Annotated in this window: 14 protein-coding genes, 1 tRNA gene and 1 pseudogene; 8 read left to right on the forward strand and 8 right to left on the reverse strand. The window is 63.8% G+C overall.

Translation table 11 applies throughout. From position 1 onward, the window contains the following. Positions 1-25: 25 nt before the first annotated feature. The 7 genes from pknB to CAPI_RS00175 are packed head-to-tail and all read right to left on the reverse strand — an operon-like array spanning position 26 to position 8791. Positions 26-1936 carry a Stk1 family PASTA domain-containing Ser/Thr kinase gene (gene pknB, locus CAPI_RS00145; RefSeq protein WP_018017248.1) on the reverse strand — a complete coding sequence of 637 codons (1911 nt, stop codon included), beginning with the start codon at positions 1934-1936 and terminating at the stop codon, positions 26-28. Then, positions 1936-3381, reverse strand: coding sequence for a serine/threonine-protein kinase (locus CAPI_RS00150; RefSeq protein ID WP_018017249.1), 1446 nt, complete (start codon positions 3379-3381; stop codon positions 1936-1938). The genes pknB and CAPI_RS00150 overlap by 1 nt, the downstream gene beginning before the upstream one ends. Next, positions 3382-4812: a penicillin-binding transpeptidase domain-containing protein gene (locus CAPI_RS00155; RefSeq protein ID WP_018017250.1), complete on the reverse strand. Its 1431-nt coding sequence runs from the start codon at positions 4810-4812 to the stop codon at positions 3382-3384. After that, positions 4809-6155, reverse strand: coding sequence for an FtsW/RodA/SpoVE family cell cycle protein (locus CAPI_RS00160; RefSeq protein WP_018017251.1), 1347 nt, complete (start codon positions 6153-6155; stop codon positions 4809-4811). The genes CAPI_RS00155 and CAPI_RS00160 overlap by 4 nt, the downstream gene beginning before the upstream one ends. 1 nt (position 6156) lies before the next feature. Then, positions 6157-7476, reverse strand: a complete 1320-nt coding sequence (locus CAPI_RS00165; protein ID WP_018017252.1) for a PP2C family protein-serine/threonine phosphatase — start codon at positions 7474-7476, stop codon at positions 6157-6159. After that, on the reverse strand, positions 7473-7919 hold the full coding sequence (locus CAPI_RS00170) for an FHA domain-containing protein FhaB/FipA (RefSeq protein ID WP_018017253.1): 447 nt from the start codon (positions 7917-7919) through the stop codon (positions 7473-7475). The genes CAPI_RS00165 and CAPI_RS00170 overlap by 4 nt, the downstream gene beginning before the upstream one ends. A gap of 17 nt (positions 7920-7936) precedes the next feature. Beyond that, positions 7937-8791, reverse strand: a complete 855-nt coding sequence (locus CAPI_RS00175) for an FHA domain-containing protein (RefSeq protein WP_018017254.1) — start codon at positions 8789-8791, stop codon at positions 7937-7939. 196 nt (positions 8792-8987) lie between these two features. Here CAPI_RS00175 and CAPI_RS00180 point away from each other — a divergent pair. Then, a tRNA-Leu gene (locus CAPI_RS00180) sits at positions 8988-9071 on the forward strand. Positions 9072-9557: 486 nt separating this feature from the next. Then, the gene (locus CAPI_RS00185; protein WP_018017255.1) at positions 9558-9917 is read left to right on the forward strand and encodes a hypothetical protein; all 360 of its coding nucleotides are present in this window, start codon (positions 9558-9560) and stop codon (positions 9915-9917) included. Positions 9918-10079: 162 nt separating this feature from the next. Here the strand turns inward: CAPI_RS00185 and CAPI_RS00190 are convergent, their stop codons facing one another. Next, positions 10080-11255: a zinc-dependent alcohol dehydrogenase gene (locus tag CAPI_RS00190; protein ID WP_026157088.1), complete on the reverse strand. Its 1176-nt coding sequence runs from the start codon at positions 11253-11255 to the stop codon at positions 10080-10082. Between the two features lie 136 nt (positions 11256-11391). Between CAPI_RS00190 and CAPI_RS00195 the strand changes: the two genes are divergently transcribed. The 6 genes and pseudogenes from CAPI_RS00195 to glsA all read left to right on the forward strand — a co-directional run. After that, complete coding sequence (locus CAPI_RS00195) at positions 11392-11868, forward strand: transporter substrate-binding domain-containing protein (RefSeq protein ID WP_018017257.1); 477 nt, start codon at positions 11392-11394, stop codon at positions 11866-11868. Further along, complete coding sequence (locus tag CAPI_RS00200; protein WP_018017258.1) at positions 11868-12857, forward strand: cation diffusion facilitator family transporter; 990 nt, start codon at positions 11868-11870, stop codon at positions 12855-12857. Before CAPI_RS00195 ends, CAPI_RS00200 begins: the two co-directional genes overlap by 1 nt. Before the next feature lie 23 nt (positions 12858-12880). Then, on the forward strand, positions 12881-13891 hold the full coding sequence (locus tag CAPI_RS00205) for a S66 family peptidase (RefSeq protein WP_018017259.1): 1011 nt from the start codon (positions 12881-12883) through the stop codon (positions 13889-13891). Next, a complete protein-coding gene (locus CAPI_RS00210) occupies positions 13881-15233 on the forward strand; it encodes an MFS transporter (protein WP_018017260.1) in 1353 nt (450 codons plus the stop codon). Before CAPI_RS00205 ends, CAPI_RS00210 begins: the two co-directional genes overlap by 11 nt. A gap of 93 nt (positions 15234-15326) precedes the next feature. Continuing rightward, positions 15327-15737 (forward strand): DedA family protein, encoded by a 411-nt coding sequence (locus tag CAPI_RS00215; RefSeq protein WP_425393251.1) that lies wholly within the window; start codon positions 15327-15329, stop codon positions 15735-15737. 493 nt (positions 15738-16230) lie between these two features. Then, a pseudogene (glsA, locus tag CAPI_RS00220) lies at positions 16231-17439 on the forward strand (glutaminase A); the annotation flags it as partial. Between the last annotated feature and the right edge of the window lie 139 nt (positions 17440-17578).

Here is a 17578-nt window from a genome sequence, read left to right on the forward strand (position 1 = left end):
CGGCACATCCTACCACCCGGGCCGTTTAACCCCGCGGGACGAGCTGCAGGGCGTCGAACTGCCAGAGGTTGTACGTCAGCGTTTGATCTTTGCGGATTGTCTGGCCGGCGGCGACGTCCTGGTTGCCGATCAAACCTTGGTCAACGAGCGAGCCCGTGCCCACGACGGGCCCTGCCACGAGTCGCCCGTTCCAGCCGGCGGTGCGCAGCGCCTGCTCGGCCTGAGTGGGCGTCATGCGGGTGATGCCGATCATCTTCATCAGCATCCCGTTGGACACCTGGACCTCGATGGCCGTGCCCTTGTCCACCTCGGTGTTCTCACCCGCCACCGCCACGACTTGGCCTTGGGTCAGCGCGGAGTCGACGGTGGTCACTGTCGCTTTCAAGCCTAACGACGTCAACGTCGACGTCGCCTGGCTGACGTCCATCCCGGCAAGCGACGGAACGGTGACGGTCTCGCGGCCGGTGGAGACAACAACGGAGACCTTGGAACCCTTCGAGATCTGGGATCCCGCCGCGGGGTTTTGGGAGGAAATGACGCCCTCTGCCACGGTGTCGCTCGCCTCGCGCTGAATATCCGTGTTGAGCTCAAGGCCGGCCTCGGCCAACACGGCGGCCGCGTCCTGGGCAGTCAACCCGGCCACGTCGGGGACGTCGGTAAGCTCGCGGCCCGATGAGACCGTCAGGGTCACCAACGTGCCGGGGCGCAGCTGGGAACCGGCTGTCGGGTTTGAACCGATCACGCTGCCACGTGCGACGTCGGGACTCGGCGCGTCGCTGACAGCGACCTTCAGACCCAAGCCTTCGAGCGTGGCGACGGCCGAGTCGCGCGGCTGGCCCAGCAAGTCGGGGACCTCGACCATCTGCTCCGCCGTCTGCTCCGGGCTGGGTCTGCCCGAGAAGTACTCAACGGCCGCGATAGTCACCACACCCACCAACACCAGAGCGAGGCCAGCGGCAAGCCACTTGCCCAGGTTGGACTTGCGGGTTGTCACAGCGCGATGCTGCTCGTAGCGCGTGGGCGGCGCGTCGACAACGACGGTCGAGTCCTCGGCATCGTCGAAGGCCAAGTGGTTGCGCGCTGCCTGCGTCACGGCGCCCCGCGCGAGTCGCTCGAGGTCGGAACCCATTTCCGCGGCGGACTGATAGCGATCCGCCGGGTGCTTGGCCATCGCGGTAAGAATGACGGCATCGACGTTGACGGCCTCGTTTTCCGCTAACCCCGGGATCAGCGAACTCGGTGGCTCGGGGTCCTCCTGCACGTGCTGGTAAGCCACTGCGAAGGGGGACTCACCCTCGAATGGAGGGCGGCCTGTAACCATCTCGTACATCACGCAGCCAAGGGCGTAGACGTCGCTTCGGCCGTCGGCGGGTTTCCCCCGTGCCTGCTCCGGCGAAAGGTACTGGGCGGTGCCGATCACCGCGGACGTCTGCGTCATCGCCGAGGTCGAATCGTTCAGCGCCCGGGCGATACCGAAGTCCATGACCTTCACTTCGCCGGTATTGGTCACCATGATGTTCGCCGGCTTGATATCCCTGTGGATGATCCCCGCGTCGTGGCTGGCCTGCAGCGCCTGGGTCACCGGGCACAGCAACTCGGCGGCGCTGTGCGGGTCAAAGGGGCCGTCGCCCCGGATCATGTCACGAAGATTGTGGCCGTGGACGAGCTCCATCACGATGTAGGGAACCGCCACGCCCTCCGTGTCCACCTCACCGGTGTCGTAGACAGCGACGATGTTCGGGTGGTTCAGGCGGGCGGAGTTTTGGGCCTCGCGGCGAAAGCGCTCGCGGAAGTTCTCATCGCGCGCCATGTCGATCTTGAGCATCTTCAGCGCGACGCGCCGGCCAAGGACGGTGTCCGTTACGGCGTAGACGTCCGACATCCCGCCGGTGCCGATGATCTCCCCGAGCTCGTATCGGTGAGCGATAAGAGTCATTAGTTACCGCCAATCTGGGGAAATGAATCGATGAGGTCCCCCGGGTTAGAGGTTGCGCTGGTCACCGGCGCACCTGGGTTGGCCGTCTGGCTTGGCGTGGCTGCATTCGACCCGGTCGCACCTGGGGTGGGGGTGCGCGTCGGCGCCTGCGTTGGGTTCGCCGTCTGCGAGGGCGTCGGCTCCACGCTGATCGTCGCCGGTGGCACAGAAGTGGAGCGCGGGGCAACACTGGTGGTGGACGGGTTTGTCACTGTTGTGCGACTGGTGGTGCTCGGCGCAACCGTACGCGTTTGCGTCACGACGGTCGGGGTTTGCGTCGTCGACGGCTCCGAGGTACCACTGAGCGGACCGGCGACGACGGCCCACGCCAGGCCGCCCAGCAGGAGCAACAGTCCCACGGCAAGCGCCACCCCCAGCCCGAACCCGCCGCGTTTCTCTGCCATCCCATCGGGGGCGGGTGCGGGGGTCGGCACCGGCGTGGGCGTTCGCTCCGGCACCGGCGCGGAGCTTATGACCCGGGTGGAGGCGGTGGGGGACGCGTCGTCGATACGTTGCGTAGCAACTTGAGTTGTCCGCGAGCCGCTCGGCTGCGGCGGGCGGTGACCCGCACGGACCTGCGCGATGGCCGCGGCGAGCTCGTCGCCGTCCGCGTAGCGCCTCGTCGGCTCCTTGCGCAGGGTCACGGCAATGAGCTCGCGCGCGGGCGCCGAGACCGCGGTGGAGAGCGCCGGCGGCACGTTCGACACGTGCGCGAGCGCGACCGACACCGAAGAATCCCCGGTAAACGGCCGGCGCCCGGCCAGCATCTCGTAACCCACCACGCCGAGCGAGTACACATCGCTTGCCGACGTCACCGCGGCACCCTGCGCCTGTTCCGGCGAGACGTACTGCGCGGTTCCCACGACCATTCCCGTGCGGGTCAGCGGCACCGCGGCGACGGCTTTGGCGATGCCGAAGTCGGTGATCTTGACCTGCCTGTTCTGGGTGATCAACAGGTTGCCGGGCTTGATGTCGCGGTGGATGAGGCCCATCGAGTGGATCGCGGCGAGACCCCGCGCGGCCTGCTCGAGAATATCGAGGGCGTAGCTTTCCTCCAGCTTGCCCTCGCGCGCGATGAGGTCCGCGAGTGCTTCCCCGCGGATGTACTCCATCACGATGAAGCACATGGCATAACCGTCGCCGGTGTCGACCTCCCGGTAATCGTACGTAGCGACGACGTTGTGGGACGCGATGCCTTCGGCGGCTAGGGCCTCGTTGCGGAATCGCGTGAGGAACTCCTCATTGGAGGAGAACTCGGCGCGCAACACCTTGATGGCCACCTCGCGGTCGTGACGGGTGTCGTCGGCCAGCCACACGGTGGACATCCCACCGTGGCCGATGATCCACTGTAGGCGGTAATCCTCACCGACGAGTTCCTGCAGGTCGTCCCTGTTAGAAATGTTCATCTAGTTCCCTCCTGCGGTGGCCGCGTTGAGCACGGCGCGGCCGATCGGCGCGGACACCTGGCCGCCGGTTGCGCTCGTTCCCAGACCGCCGCCGTTCTTCACGACGACGGCCACCGCGACATCCTTGGACGGGTCAAAGGCCACGTACCAGACGTGCGGGGCCGCCCCGTCGCCGTGCTCGGCCGTACCGGTCTTGGACGCGAAGGAGTTGCCGTCGTAGCCGTAGGTGGAGCGCTCCGAACCGTCCATGAGGTCCTTGATCGTGGCGGCTTCATCGCTGCTCAGGGCCTCGTTGAGCTGGTGGGGCTGGTTCTCGCTGACGGTGGTCAGGTCGGGGCGCACGACGCGGGACACCACGTAAGGTTCCATGCGCTTGCCGTCGTTGGCGACGACGGCGGCCATCACGGCAGCCTGCAACGCCGTCATTGTCACGTCGCGCTGCCCGATGGCGGACTGACCCAGTTCGGCCTGGCCCGGGATATCGCCAAGAGAACCCGCCGCGGTGGGAAGACCCAGGTCGTATTGCTCGCCGACGCCGAACGCGATGGCTGCCTCGCGCAGTTTATCCGTGCCCACGTCCAGGGCCATCTGCACGAACGCGGTGTTGCACGACAGCGCGAAGGCGGTGCGCAGCGTGACGGTGCCGCCACCGCTGCAGGTCTGCCCGTTGTAGTTGGTCAGCGACGTAGTCGTGCCCGGCAGCATGATCTGGGACGCACCCGTCAGCGGTGAGTCCGGGGTGTAGCCACCCCGGAGGCCAGCGGTGGTGGTAATGATCTTGAAGATCGAACCGGGCGGCAGCTGTTCCTGCGTGGCGTGGTTGAGCAGCGGGCTGTCTGGGTCGGAGGTCAGCGTGGCCCACGCGGACTCAGCGGTGTCCGCGTTGACTACCGAGTTCGGGTCGAAGGAGGGGGTCGAGGCCATCGCGAGCACCGCGCCTGTCGACGGCCGCAGCGCCACCACAGCGCCGTCGTAACCGCGGCTGTCAAGCTGGTCGTACGCCAGCGCCTGGAGCTGCGGGTCGACGGTCAGTTCCACGGAATTGCCCACCGCGGAGGCGTCGTTACCCGTGCGGGTGAAGCGGTTGGACAAGGCCCCCTCACCGATGAGCTCGGAGTTCAATCCGGACTCCAAACCCGCGGTGCCGTACTGGTCCGAGACGTACCCCACCACGGGCGCGAAGGAGAAGGGCATGTTCGGGTAGGTGCGCTGGTAGAGCCCGTCCGCGTCGCGGTAGGACTCGGCGAGGACCTGGCCGCCGGCGTTGATGTTGCCGCGGTTGATCTGCTTCAACTCGATGAAGGTGCGCGAGTTCAACGGGTTCTGCGCGTACCGCTCCTCGCGGAACCCCTGGATGACGGTGAAGTTGATCAGAAGTACGACGGTGAGCAGGAGCGACAGAACCGCGCCTAAGCGGATTGCTTTATTCATCGAGCCACCTCCACGGGGGTGTCGGGCGCTGCGGCAGCGTCGTATTCGGCGGGACGGTGCGCGCTGTTGGAAATGCGCAGCAGGATCCCGAGCAGGATGTAGTTCGCCATGATCGACGAGCCACCGGCGGACATGAACGGAGTTGTCAGGCCCGTCATGGGCAGCAGGGCCGAGATGCCGCCGGCAACGACGAAGATCTGGATGACGATGGTGGTGGCCAGCCCGGCGGCGAGCAGCTTGCCGTAGGTGTCGCGCACCTGCAGCGCGGCGGCGAAGCCGCGAGTGGTCAAAACGGCGAACAAGATGATCACGGCGGCCAAGCCGACGAAACCGAGCTCCTCACCCACGGCGGCGAGGATGTAGTCCGAGTGCGCCACGGGCACTAGGTCCGGGTGGCCGTAGCCCAGGCCGGTGCCGGTGACCCCACCCCAGCTCAGCCCAAACAACGCCTGGGAGGGCTGGTAGCCTGTGGTGTCGTAGTGGGCGAGCGGGTCCATGAAGTTGTTCACGCGCTCCTGGATTTTGCTGGACACCTGGTACACCGCGTAGCCGCCGACGGCGACGAGGCCGACCCCGATGAGCAGCCAGGACGTGCGGCCCGTCGCAAAGTAGACCATGCCAAGCACCGTGGCGAAAAGAAGGAGGGCCGGGCCGAAGTCGTTGGAAATCGCCATGATGAGGATGGCGATGGCCCACACCACGAGGATCGGCGCGAGGTCGCGCAAGCGGGGAAAGGACACACCCAGGATCCGGCGTCCCGCCACGGTGAACAGGGACCGTTTCTGGGCCAGCAGCTGTGCGAAGAAGATGAGCAGGAGGATTTTGGAGAACTCACCCGGCTGGATGGAAAAGGGCCCGAGCCAGATCCAGATCCGCGCGTCGGCGAAATCCGGCGGCTGCGGCCACACCAGCGGCAGCGCGAGGAGCACGAGCCCCGCCACGCCAAGCAGGTAGGAATACCGCGCCAACGACTTGTGGTCGCGGACGGCGACAAGGGTGGCCACAAGCAAGACGATACCGGCGAAGGACCACATCACTTGGCGCTCCGCCAGGGCGCCGTAGCCTGGGCGTTCCGCGAGGTCGAGCCTATAGATCACTACGAGCCCGATCGCGTTGAGCGTGGCGGCGACCGGCAGCAGCGCCTGGTCCGCGTACGGGGCGAAGATGCACAAAGCGAGGTGTGCCACCGCGTAGACCCCGACGAACCCGCCGACAAGGTAGAGCATCTCCGTCGAGAGGGTGCGTCCCTGGGACATCTCCACGCTGAACAGCATGAGCAGGAAGAGCAGGGCCGCTGCGATGAGCAGGACCAGCTCTTTCTTGCGGGCGAGAATCCTCGTCACGTCACTTCACCGTCCTGCAGTTGCTGCTCTGCTGGTCGACGCACACGGGAAGCGCGCGCTCCGCCAGCCTGTTCATCACAGCGGCGGCGTCCTCGTAGGAGCCACCGCCGAAGTTCTCCAGCGCCGACTGCTCCGCGGGCGGCAGGTCGTTGACGCTGAACACGTGGCACCCGGCACGGTCCTCATCTGCGCCGATGATGCGCAGCTCGTTTCTCTCGTTGATGCACGCCACCTGAATGCCCACGCGGTCGTGGGAGCGCAGGACGGAACCCTTCTGCTGCTGAATGGTGATGTCGCTGTTGTCACCGGCAGCAACGTAGTACGTATCGGTTGCCCGGCTGTCCAGCCAGGCGTAACCGCCGACGCCCGCGATCGCGAGCAGGAGAACAGCGACAAGCCACGGCCAGAGAGAGCGACGTCGTCGAGGCTCCGGTTCGGGCTCGGCGTCCTCCGCGGCGGCGGGGGAGTGCTCCGCTTCGCGCTGCGCGGAGGCTCGCATCAGCGCAGCCGCCCGCCCGGCCGAGGTGGCGGGGGTGCTTTCAAACGGCGGTGCCAGCGCACCGGCCACAACCGGCGCGACGGGCGCGTGCGGGGCTGGCGAGTCACCCGCCTCGACGACGTCGGCCACGACGACAGTCACGTTATCGGGCCCTCCCGAGCGCAGCGCGAGCTCGATGAGGCGCTGGGCGGCGACGTCGGGGGTGCCCTGGCTCAGCGTCTCCTCGATGGTCGCCGCCGTCACGGGGTCGGACAGTCCGTCCGAACAGAGCAGGTAGCGGTCGCCGACGTGGGCGTCGAGAAGCGATAAGCCCGGTTCGACCGGCCTGCCGGTGTAGGCCTTGAGGATGAGCGACTTCTGCGGGTGGCTGGACACGTCCGCGGGGTCGAGCTTGCCCTCCTCGACGAGGGACTGGACGAAGGTGTCGTCGACGGTGATCTGCGTCAGGGCGCCGTCGCGCAGGCGGTACCCACGCGAGTCGCCAACGTGGATCAGTCCCAGCTCGGAGCCGTTGAACATCAGGGCCGTCAGCGTCGTGCCCATGCCCTCCTGGTCCGGGTGATGCGCCACGGAATCGCTGATCGCGGCGTTCGCGTCGTCTGCCGCAGCGCCGAGCAGGGCGAGCATGTCGGCGTCACCCGGGTCCCGGTCAAGGTGCTCGAGGTGCTCCACCATCAGCTGGGAGGCGACCTCGCCCGCGGCGTGGCCACCCATCCCGTCGGCCAAAACCAGCAGGTGAGGGCCCGCGTAGGCGGAGTCTTCGTTGTTGCCGCGCACGAGGCCGCGGTCCGAGGCTGCTGTGAAATTCAGAGTCAAGCTCATGCGGTTAGCCTCACGATCGTCCGACCCATCTTGATATCCGTGCCCACGGCCACCCGTTCGGGCTGGTCGATCCGGCTTCCCTGGACGAATGTGCCGTTGCGCGAGTCGAGGTCTTCCACGAACCAGTCGCTGCCGCGCCGGAACAACCGGGCGTGCCGCGCGGAGGCGAAGTCATCCCCCAGCACGAAGTCGTTGCCCTCTGCGCGGCCGATGGACAGGTCCTCCACGGAGGTGATGTCCATGTGCGAGCCCTGCAGCGGGCCCTCCACGACCACTAGTTGCTGGGCCTTTTCATGCCGGATGGGAGCGGGAGCCACCGCTTGTCGACGCACACCGGCCGCCGCGACCACCTCCCGCCGCAGTGCCCACAGCACGAGCAGGATAAACAGCCAGAGCAGGATTAGCAGGCCGAAGCGTGCGCTCAGGATGAGTGCGGAATCCATCAGGCTCCTTACGTTGGTTAGTCAACTGGCCGCTGGCCGGGGAACATCTCCGTCTCCGGGCGAGCGATGTCATCGGGCAGGCGACCCTCTGGGTGCGGCTCAACGATACGGACCTCGATGTGGGAATGTCCGACGGTGATGACGTCGCCGTCGGCAAGCAACCAGTTCTCGACGGGCTCGTCGTTGACGGTCGTGCCGTTCGTGGACTGGAGGTCCACCAGGACGGCGACGTCGCCGTCCCACGTGATCTCCGCGTGCTTGCGGGAGACCCCGGTGTCCGGGAGGCGGAAGTCCGCGTCGTTCGAACGGCCCAGGATGTTTGATCCCTCGTGCACGAGGTAGGTGCGCGAGGAACCGTCCTGCAGGAGGAGGCTCACTGTGCGCTCTGCGGGCGAGGTGGTCGGCGTGGACTGTGTCATGAAACTCTCCTGCTTGGATGGGCGGGGGGACGCGTCAGCGGTGTCGATCGCGTCAAACCCGCTCTCGATGTCTGGCGCCGCGTCCATGTACGACGAGGCGCGAAGCTGCCCGGTGCGCAACCCCGATTCCTCAGCAACGCGCACAACAACTGTGGCGCCGAGGTGCCAGCCCTGGTTCCGGATGTAACGCCCCAGCTGGTCGGCGAGCTCAGTGGGCAGGCCGGGGCTGCGCGACAAGTTCTCGAGGTCCTTTGACGAGACACCCACCGCGAACACGTTGGGCGCGACGAGTTCGTTGTGGTCAGTCATGACGAGGCTGTCTTGGGCCTCCTGCTTGAGCAGCTCTTCAATTTCGGCGGGAACCACTTTTCCGCCGAAGACGGCGGCCATACTGTTATCCAGCCCGCGCTGCATCGCGCTGTCTAGACGCGCCAACCTGTCCATGAGAGCCATTGACCTGCACCTCCTCTCCTTCGATCCAGCTGTCGGCGTGGTTGATAGTTCTTAACAACTAGGACAGTATAAGTGTGCGAACCCTCTGAACCTAGACGCCAGAGACGTCTCACGTGCGCGTTTGCGGTTAAAAATGGCTTTGGCCACGGGATTTGGTGTTGCGATTAAGGGCGGTGCTATATTTATCAAGTCGCCCGCCCGGGTGGCGGAATTGGCAGACGCGCTGGCTTCAGGTGCCAGTGTTCGAAAGGACGTGGGGGTTCAAGTCCCCCCCCGGGCACACCTTGCTCGAGCTTCTTCGTGGGGCTCGAGCTTTTTGCTTTTCGACGCCTACCGGCGGCGGTTTTCGGTTCTTAGCCTGAAGGCAGAGTCTAACTGCGTCTAACTGCGACTAACTGCGTACCCCCGGACCGAGAGCCCTCGAAACCCTTTCCCCCGCTGAATAACAGTTCACATAGCACGGCGCACAGATACGCCCCGAAACCCATTTGCCTAGGTCAAAGGCCCCAACGACTCGCGCATCCCCCCAGCAAAAGCGCTACACCCGCCACGTCACAGCGCCGAGAGGGCCGAATCCCCGTGAAGTGCTTCTATTCAGAACGAGTCTACTTGTTTCTACTTTCGTGCACACCTCAAAGGTAAACAGAACGTTACCAGATGGTTACGTCTCTTCCCCTGCGGTTTCGGGCGGCGGTAGCTTCTTGGCATGCCACGGCACCGAAGGCCACGGCAGTTCTCCCCACCCGTCGACCTACTTGGAGATGTCATGAAGATTAAGAATTCCCTCTTGGCCCTGTCCGCCGCCTCCCTCGTTGCTCTCTCCGGTGCTGGGCTCGCGTCCGCTGCCGAAGGGACCACCGACCCCGCTGCGGGTACCACCACCACCGCTCCCGCCGAGGATCAGGGTTCTTCCGCTCTGAGCTCCTCCGACGACAAGGGCACCACCTCCTCCAGCTCCGACACCAAGGACGAGAATGGTTCGTCCGCTTCCGGCTCCAGCGAAGATTTCTTCGGCTGGAACGATGACACCACCGGCAAGCAGAAGTTCGAGGACGTCACCGGTGTTATCACCAAGGTGATCTCGTCCATCGTCAAGATCGTCAAGAGCTTCATCCCGTTCGCCTAAAGGCGAGACACGTCGGACCCCGGAACCGCAGCAGGTTCCGGGGTCCGACGCCGTTATAAATCTCGCGTGCTAGCCGGGCTGCCTCCTAGTCTCCTCGGCAAGCGGCCGGGTTCCCGCGCGCGTGCGAGTAACGACCGACAGGCACCGACAGGCACCGCCACGTCACGGCTTGAGCACAACTTTGATGCAGCCGTCCTCCTTCTTCTGGAACTTCTCGTACATAGCGGGCGCGTCATCGAGTGGCGCAGTGTGGGTTTTCAAGTCGAGAACCCCGAGCGGGTCCGAGGGGTCGTCGACAAGCGGCAGCAAGTCATCGACCCAGCGACGTACATTGCACTGGCCCATGCGCAGCTGAATCTGTTTATCGAACATCGTCAGCATGGGCAGCGGGTCCTTCATCCCGCCATAAACACCGCTGAGCGAGATCGTGCCGCCGCGTCGCACCGCGTCGATCGCAGTGTAGAGAACATTGAGCCTATCGACGCCCGCGTTCTGCATTGCCGCGCGCCCCAAAGCGGGCGGGAGCAGATTGGTGGCTGCATGCGCCACACCCGCGACGGGCGAGCCGTGCGCTTCCATGCCCACGGCGTCGACAACCGAGTCGGGCCCGCGGCCCTGCGTCATCTCGCGAAGCTTCTCGACGACACCGTCGCCCTCCTCAATCGTCTCGATGCCATGCCGCTGCGCCATCTCGCGGCGCTCCTCCAGCGGTTCGACGCCGATGACTCGGTAGCCTAGGTGGCGACCGATGCGTGCTGACATCTGGCCGATCGGTCCCAAACCCAGCACGGCGAGCGTTCCACCTTCCGGCACGGCGGCGTATTGGACGGCCTGCCAAGCGGTGGGGATGACGTCGGAGAGGAAGAGGAAACGCTCGTCCTCGCCGACGCTAGGGATTTTGATGGGGCCATAGTCGGCAAAAGGAACACGGAGATACTCGGCTTGCCCGCCGGGCACCGAGCCGTAAAGGCGAGAGAAGCCGAACAACCGGGCGCCGCTGTTGTACTCCTTCACCTGCGTCGTCTCGCACTGAGATTGGAGGCCGTTGCGGCACATGAAGCATTCGCCGCATGAGATAGTGAAGGGGATGACGACGCGGTCGCCGGGTTTCAGGTTGGTGACGTCGGCGCCTACCTCTTCCACGACCCCCATCGGCTCGTGGCCTAAGATGTCGCCGGCGTCCATGAATGGGCCGAGGACTTCGTAGAGGTGCAGATCGGAGCCGCAGATAGCGGTGGACGTAATGCGCACGATCGCGTCAGTGGGGTCAACGATGGTGGGGTCCGGGGCGTTTTCGACGCTCACGGATCGCTTTCCTTGCCAGGTGAGTGCTTTCATGAGCCCTAGGGTAATAGGAGTTTGCGACGGGTGCTGGGCCGCGCCGGAGGCCCCGAACCCCACACAAACCCGGTCGGTGCTTGTGTAGTGTCGGAATGAAAAACAATTGGAAATGAGCGAGCGGAGGTAGACGTAGGTGCGCAACTTCATGGGGGTGGTGGCGCTCTCCCTCAGCACCGTGGCACTCACCGCCTGCGGGTCAATCCCCGCCGATCCGGATGGGACGTATAACCGGGCGGAGAACGGGACGCTCGTGGTTGGCGTTTCCGAGAACAACCCGTGGACCGATGTCGATGATTCCGGTTCGGTCAGCGGTACCGAGGCCGACCTAGTGCGGGGTTTCGCGGAGTCGATCGACGCGGACATCGAGTGGAAAACGGCCTCTGAAAGCGTCCTCGTCGATTGGATGGACCACGGGGAAGTTGACGTGATGATCGGGGGCCTGACCTCCACGTCACCGTGGTCGTCCAAGATTGCGCTGACGCGGGGGTACACCACCGTTGACAACGAGGACGGCAAGAAAGAAAAGATGGTCATGGCCGTGCCGATGGGAGAGAACAAGCTGCTCGTGGAGCTTGAGCGCTTCTTGGCACGCGAGGAGGGGGAGATTTGATGGCGGATGTCAATGAGGCCAGCACAGGTTCCGGCACCGAGGCCCTCCCCGACGAGCAAGCTGTGGCGATGCGCAAGGCAGTGCGCCTGAACTGGATCAGCATCCTCGTCTTGGCCCTGACCGTTGCGCTGGTGGGCGTCGTTGCCGGCCAGTCCCAGGCCATGAAAACCGCGTGGTACGAGGATCTTCTCTCGTTTCTCCCGCCGATCGCGTTTCTCGTCGCTACACGCGTGATCAAGCGGCGACCGGACGCCGAACACCCCTACGGCCACCACCGTGCGATCGGGGTGGGGCACGTCGTGGCGGCCTCGGCACTGTTAGCCATGGGTACGTTCCTCATCCTCGGCGCGGTGAGCAACCTGATCAACCAGGAAAAACCGCCGATCGGGACCGTCGTGCTGTTCGGTCACAGCGTGTGGCTGGGATGGCTCATGGTTGCGGCGCTCGTCATCACGGGAATCCCGCCGATCTTTATCGGTCGCCTGAAGCAGCGCCTGGCCGAACCTTTGCACGACAAAGTGCTCTATTCAGATGCCGACATGAACAAGGCGAACTGGATGACATCGCTGTCCACCATCATCGGTGTGCTGGGCATCGGGGTGGGGTGGTGGTGGATGGATGCGGTTGCCGCCATCATCGTCGCTTTGTCCATCGTGCGCGACGGGGTGTCCAACTTGCGCACCGCGATCAGAGACCTTACCGACGCCCGCGCGACCGATCTGGACGGCAACAAAGAACCGTGCATTGCCACGATCGAAGAGACCGCCCACAACGTTGGCTGGGTGGAAGAAGCGGCCGCCAGGGTGCGCGACGAGGGCCACGTCTTCCACGTCGAGCTCTTCGCGGTGCCGCGTGAAGGCCAGGACCCGACCGTCGAGCAGATCCGCGAGCTGCGCAATGTTTTGCACCAGCTGAGTTTTAGGGTCCACGACGTGGTGGTTGCGCCGGTGCACTCCATACCTGTCTACCTCAGGGAGGAAGACAGGTAGCTCCCGCTAGGCTCCTCAGAATAATGACTGTTTATCCAGCGCCCTTGACCCCCGGCTCTACCGTTCGAGTTGTCACCCCGTCGTTGTCCCTTCCATTCGTCGTGGACGGCACAACGGGAGATTACCTCGCACAGCTTGCAACCCGACGCCTTAACAAATTGGGGCTGACCGTCACTTTCGGCGAGCACGTCAACGAATCAGATGAGTTCTTCACGTCAGAGGTGCAATCGCGGGTGCGCGACATTCACGCCGCGTTCGCGGACCCTGAGGTCGACGGAATCATGTCCGTCATCGGTGGGTTCAACAGTAATGAATTGCTGCCATTCCTCGACTACGACTTAATTGCTGCGAACCCGAAGTTCCTCTGCGGGCACTCCGATGTCACCGCGCTGCAGAATGCGCTCTACGCCCGCACTGGGCTCGTCACGTATTCGGGTCCACACTGGTCCACCTTCGGTATGCGCGATCACAGTGAGTTGACGCGCCAGTCCTTTGCCAACGCGGCTTTTACAACCGAGCCGATTGTGTGGGAGGCAAGCCCTTGGTACACCGACGACGACTGGTACGTCGAGCAGGACAACCGCCCCACGCTGGAGACGACAGGCTGGTGGCCTATTCGCGAAGGACGAGCCACGGGAACGGCCGTGGGTTCCAACTTGAGTATCTTCACCCTGCTTCACGGCACGGATTACATCCCAGACTTAGACGGCGCGGTGCTGTTTGCGGAGGTGACGATGAACTCAGACATCACGGAGTTCCGACGCCGCCTCATGTCCGTCATCCAGCAGCCTGGTGGTGAAGGCATTCGAGCTGTGGTGATCGGCCGTTTCCAAACCGGTAGCGGCGTGACGCGGGAGGAGCTGGAGTCCACCATCGATTCCATTCCGTTGCTGGAGGGCATCCCCGTCGTGGCTAATGTTGACTTCGGGCACACGAACCCCTTGCTCACTTTCCCCGTGGGCGGGGACGTTGAGCTAAACGTAGCTCAAAACGAAACCACGATCTGCTTTCCAAGGGAGCTTTATGACCGCTAGCCAGCGCTGGGGATTCTTTGCTGTCGTTTCGCTCGGCCTGCTCATGGTAGGTCTGGACAATTCCATCCTCTACACCGCCCTCCCAGTGCTCACCGAGCAGCTTCGCGCGACGTCGACACAAAGCCTGTGGATCATCAATGCCTACCCGCTCGTTCTGGCGGGTTTGTTGCTAGGTACGGGCACGTTGGGGGACAAGGTGGGCCACCGACTCATGTTTGTTGTGGGGTTGACCGTCTTCGGCCTTGCTTCGCTGACCGCCGCGTTTGCGCCGGGTGTCGGTGCGCTCATCGCTGCGAGGGCCTTTCTGGGGGTGGGTGCCGCCGCAATGATGCCCGCCACGTTGGCGCTCATTCGGCTGACGTTTGACGACGAGCGCGAGCGCAACACCGCCATCGGCATCTGGGGCTCGGTGGCGGTGGTGGGCGCCGGCCTCGGCCCAGTGCTGGGCGGCCTGCTCCTCGAGATGTTCTGGTGGGGGTCCATCTTCCTCATCAACGTGCCCATCGTGGTCATCGCCCTGGCGTTGACCTTTGTTCTGGCGCCGGAAAACCTTCCGAATCCGGAAAAGCAATGGGACGCGGTTTCTTCGTTGTGGGCGCTGCTTGCCCTGACCGGGTTGACCATGACTATCAAGGAGGCTGTGAATCCCGATCGCACCCTGCTTTTGCTCGCTGGAGGTGTAGTGGCGGGTGTCGTGGGCGCGGTGCTCTTCGCCCGCCGCCAACCGCGGCTGGCGCAACCACTGCTCACCTTGGACGTCTTCCGCAGCCGCATCTTCTCGGGCGGTATCATCGCCGCGGCGGGGGCAATGTTTGTCACCGCGGGCGTTGAGCTCATGACTACGCAAAAGCTGCAGCTTGTCGACGGCCTCTCGCCCCTGCACGCCGGTCTTATCGTTGTCGTTATGGCTGTCGCGGCGTTTCCGGCTTCAACGATTGGGGGAGCAAACCTGCATCGCTGGGGCTTTCTCCCGCTCATCGCTGGCGGTTTCGCGGGCGCGGCTGCAGGCGCCACGCTGCTGTCCTGGGCTACCGAGCACAACAGCCTGTCGACGGCCCTTGTCGCCCTGGCGGTGCTCGGGTGGAGCACCGGGTCGGTCATGTCGGTCTCCTCGACGGCGATCATCGGCTCGGCACCTCGCTACCGTTCGGGGATGGCCGCAGGTGTCGAGGAGGTTTCCTACGAGCTGGGAACGCTGCTCACCGTCGCTGTGACGGGTTCGCTGTTGCCGATGATGGCCTACCAGTCGGTTGTCGGCCTGCTGGCCGTCGCAGCGTTGGTGTTCTGCGTGCTTAGCCTCTGGCTCTTCCAGGGCAACCCAAAGTCCGGAGAATATGCTTAGTCATTTTTCGGCCCGGCACCCCCGGAGCGATGGGTAGCGGCGTCCTCGCCGAGAGTAGGGCCTTCCTGATCCCCACTCTCCACCTTGAGTACCATGATGGACGCGGAGACTCTCCTAGCTGGTATGGGCCCCTACGTTCTCCTTGGCCTCGCTGCGATTGTCTTCATCGAATCGGGGGTGCTCTTTCCGTTCGTGCCAGGCGACTCATTGCTAGTTACGGCGGCAATCCTGCGCACCGACCGCCTCGAGGCGGCAGAAGCCTTCTTTGCGCAGCGCGGCCCAATCGCGCTGGTTCTGGGCCGGTTTCTTCCGATCGTGCGCACCTACGTCCCTTTCGCCGCAGGGACGGCCGACATGCCCTACCGTCGCTTCACGGGCGCGGTGGGCTGGGTTGTCCTTATGGTGGCCGTCGGGGTGCTACTTGGCGGCATTCCGGGGATTGCGCACTCGATTGACCTCATCATGATGGTTGTTGTGGGCATGTCTGTCCTGACGACGGCATAAAAAATCCCACACCCAGCGGGTGCGGGATCGTGCACCGGTCTTACTGAGCGACCTTGGAAGACAGCGCCTGCAGGGCGTCAAGAAGGCCGTTCGGAGCTGCGAGGAGGGCGCTGAAAACGGAGTTGATGATTTCCTGGAGGGCATCGACGAAAGAGCTCATGTTGTTTCCTTTCGGGTAGTGGATCGAGCGTGCTCCATTTTAATTCACCGCCGGCGAAGGCTGGGAGATATCGCATAATTCCCGACACTAACCCTCAAAAAATTGTAAAAAATCGCTGTGTTTGAGCTCTCGGGTAAATAGTTTTCGACACATAACTAGAGGTCGCCGAGCCCAAAATCGCCAGCCGATGGCGCAGTTTCGACTAATCAATAGGTAGCGGGTAGTACCCCAATATGGGGGTATGGAGACGCTGAATCAAAAGCTTCGGCCCGCTGTTTCGTTGGATAAAGCTACGCCACGCACAAACCCTGGCCCGTCCGTAGGCTTGCCCATATGCCGACACCAGTTCACCAATACCTCGACCGGATCTTGGACCACGTGCGGGCAGATGACTCCGGGCAGGTCGCGGATTACATCGCTGAGCTGCGCATGGCCGACCCCAACAAGCTGGGGTTAGCGGTGTGCACGACCACGGGACACCTTTATTCTGCAGGCGATGACACCTGCGAGTTTTCGATCCAATCCATATCCAAGCCCTTCGTCTACGCCCTCGCGCTAGAAGAGCTCGGAGCGGAAGAAGTGCACAGCCGCGTCGGTGTCGAGCCCTCTGGCGAGGCATTCAACGACATCTCCCTGGAGGAGGACACGCACCGCCCCGCGAACCCAATGATCAACGCTGGCGCGATCACGGTGAACCAGCTCATCAACGGCTCTGATTCCACCGTCGACGAGCGGGTGGAGAAGATCCGGGCCTTCATGTCCCGCTTAGCAGGGCGCGAACTGACAATCGACCATGGCCTAGCAGAAACCGAAAGGGGCACCGCACATCGCAATTTAGCAATTGCGCACCTGCTCAGCGAATACGGAATGCTGCAGGATGAAGTAGAAGATGCCGTCGAAAGCTACACGCAGCAATGCTCGATCCTGGTCACGGTGCGTGACCTTGCCGTCATGGCCGCGACCTTGGCCAACGGAGGCGTTCAGCCAGTTACAGGTGAACGCGTCATCGGCACGCCGTCCGCACGGGTCACTCAGGCGGTGATGATCTCAGCTGGAATGTATGACGCCTCCGGTCGCTGGATGGTCAATGTAGGCATTCCCGCGAAATCCGGGGTGTCTGGCGGATTGATCGGGACGATGCCGGGGCAGTTGGGGATGGCGTCGCTAAGTCCGCGGCTTGACCGCCAGGGAAACTCGGTGCGCGGGGTGAAAATCTTCCGCGAACTGTCCTACTCTCTGGGGTTGAACCTCGTGGCAGCTGATTATTACGCGGCGCCGTGCATCAAGTCCGTCGAGCGCTGCGGAGAGGAAACCCTGGTCCAGCTGCAGGGCACGATCAACTTTGTTGCCGCCGAGAAGATCCTCTACGACCTCAAGAAGATGGGTGTCACGCGCGATTTGCTTCTTGATGTCTCCGCTGTGACCAGTTTCAACCGCGCCGGATTGACGTTAATCATGGGGGGATTGACGAAGATGGGGCACGTGCGCGTATTCGATCCCGAAGGTGCCATGCCGGATTATGAGTTTTCCGACGGCACCCGCGTGCAAGCGAGCAAAGACTTCTCTTTTGTCGTGGGTGCTCCGCTCTCTAAGGTTCACGAGGCTATTGCCAACCCGGGAGGTTGGGAGCAAGCCGATTGCACGTCGGCGAGCCAAGATCGGCTGGTGTGGGATCTGGGTG

This window comes from Corynebacterium capitovis DSM 44611, assembly GCF_030440535.1.
GTDB lineage: Bacteria > Actinomycetota > Actinomycetes > Mycobacteriales > Mycobacteriaceae > Corynebacterium > Corynebacterium capitovis.

Excerpts from the sequence above, each read along its gene's own strand:
- pknB (WP_018017248.1), bottom strand. The coding sequence starts at position 1,936 with ATGACTCTTATCGCTCACCGATACGAGCTCGGGGAGATCATCGGCACC.
- CAPI_RS00150 (WP_018017249.1), bottom strand. The coding sequence starts at position 3,381 with ATGAACATTTCTAACAGGGACGACCTGCAGGAACTCGTCGGTGAGGAT.
- CAPI_RS00155 (WP_018017250.1), bottom strand. The coding sequence starts at position 4,812 with ATGAATAAAGCAATCCGCTTAGGCGCGGTTCTGTCGCTCCTGCTCACC.
- CAPI_RS00165 (WP_018017252.1), bottom strand. The coding sequence starts at position 7,476 with ATGAGCTTGACTCTGAATTTCACAGCAGCCTCGGACCGCGGCCTCGTG.
- CAPI_RS00170 (WP_018017253.1), bottom strand. The coding sequence starts at position 7,919 with ATGGATTCCGCACTCATCCTGAGCGCACGCTTCGGCCTGCTAATCCTG.
- CAPI_RS00175 (WP_018017254.1), bottom strand. The coding sequence starts at position 8,791 with ATGGCTCTCATGGACAGGTTGGCGCGTCTAGACAGCGCGATGCAGCGC.
- CAPI_RS00185 (WP_018017255.1), top strand. The coding sequence starts at position 9,558 with ATGAAGATTAAGAATTCCCTCTTGGCCCTGTCCGCCGCCTCCCTCGTT.
- CAPI_RS00190 (WP_026157088.1), bottom strand. The coding sequence starts at position 11,255 with ATGAAAGCACTCACCTGGCAAGGAAAGCGATCCGTGAGCGTCGAAAAC.
- CAPI_RS00200 (WP_018017258.1), top strand. The coding sequence starts at position 11,868 with ATGGCGGATGTCAATGAGGCCAGCACAGGTTCCGGCACCGAGGCCCTC.
- CAPI_RS00205 (WP_018017259.1), top strand. The coding sequence starts at position 12,881 with ATGACTGTTTATCCAGCGCCCTTGACCCCCGGCTCTACCGTTCGAGTT.
- CAPI_RS00210 (WP_018017260.1), top strand. The coding sequence starts at position 13,881 with ATGACCGCTAGCCAGCGCTGGGGATTCTTTGCTGTCGTTTCGCTCGGC.
- CAPI_RS00215 (WP_425393251.1), top strand. The coding sequence starts at position 15,327 with ATGATGGACGCGGAGACTCTCCTAGCTGGTATGGGCCCCTACGTTCTC.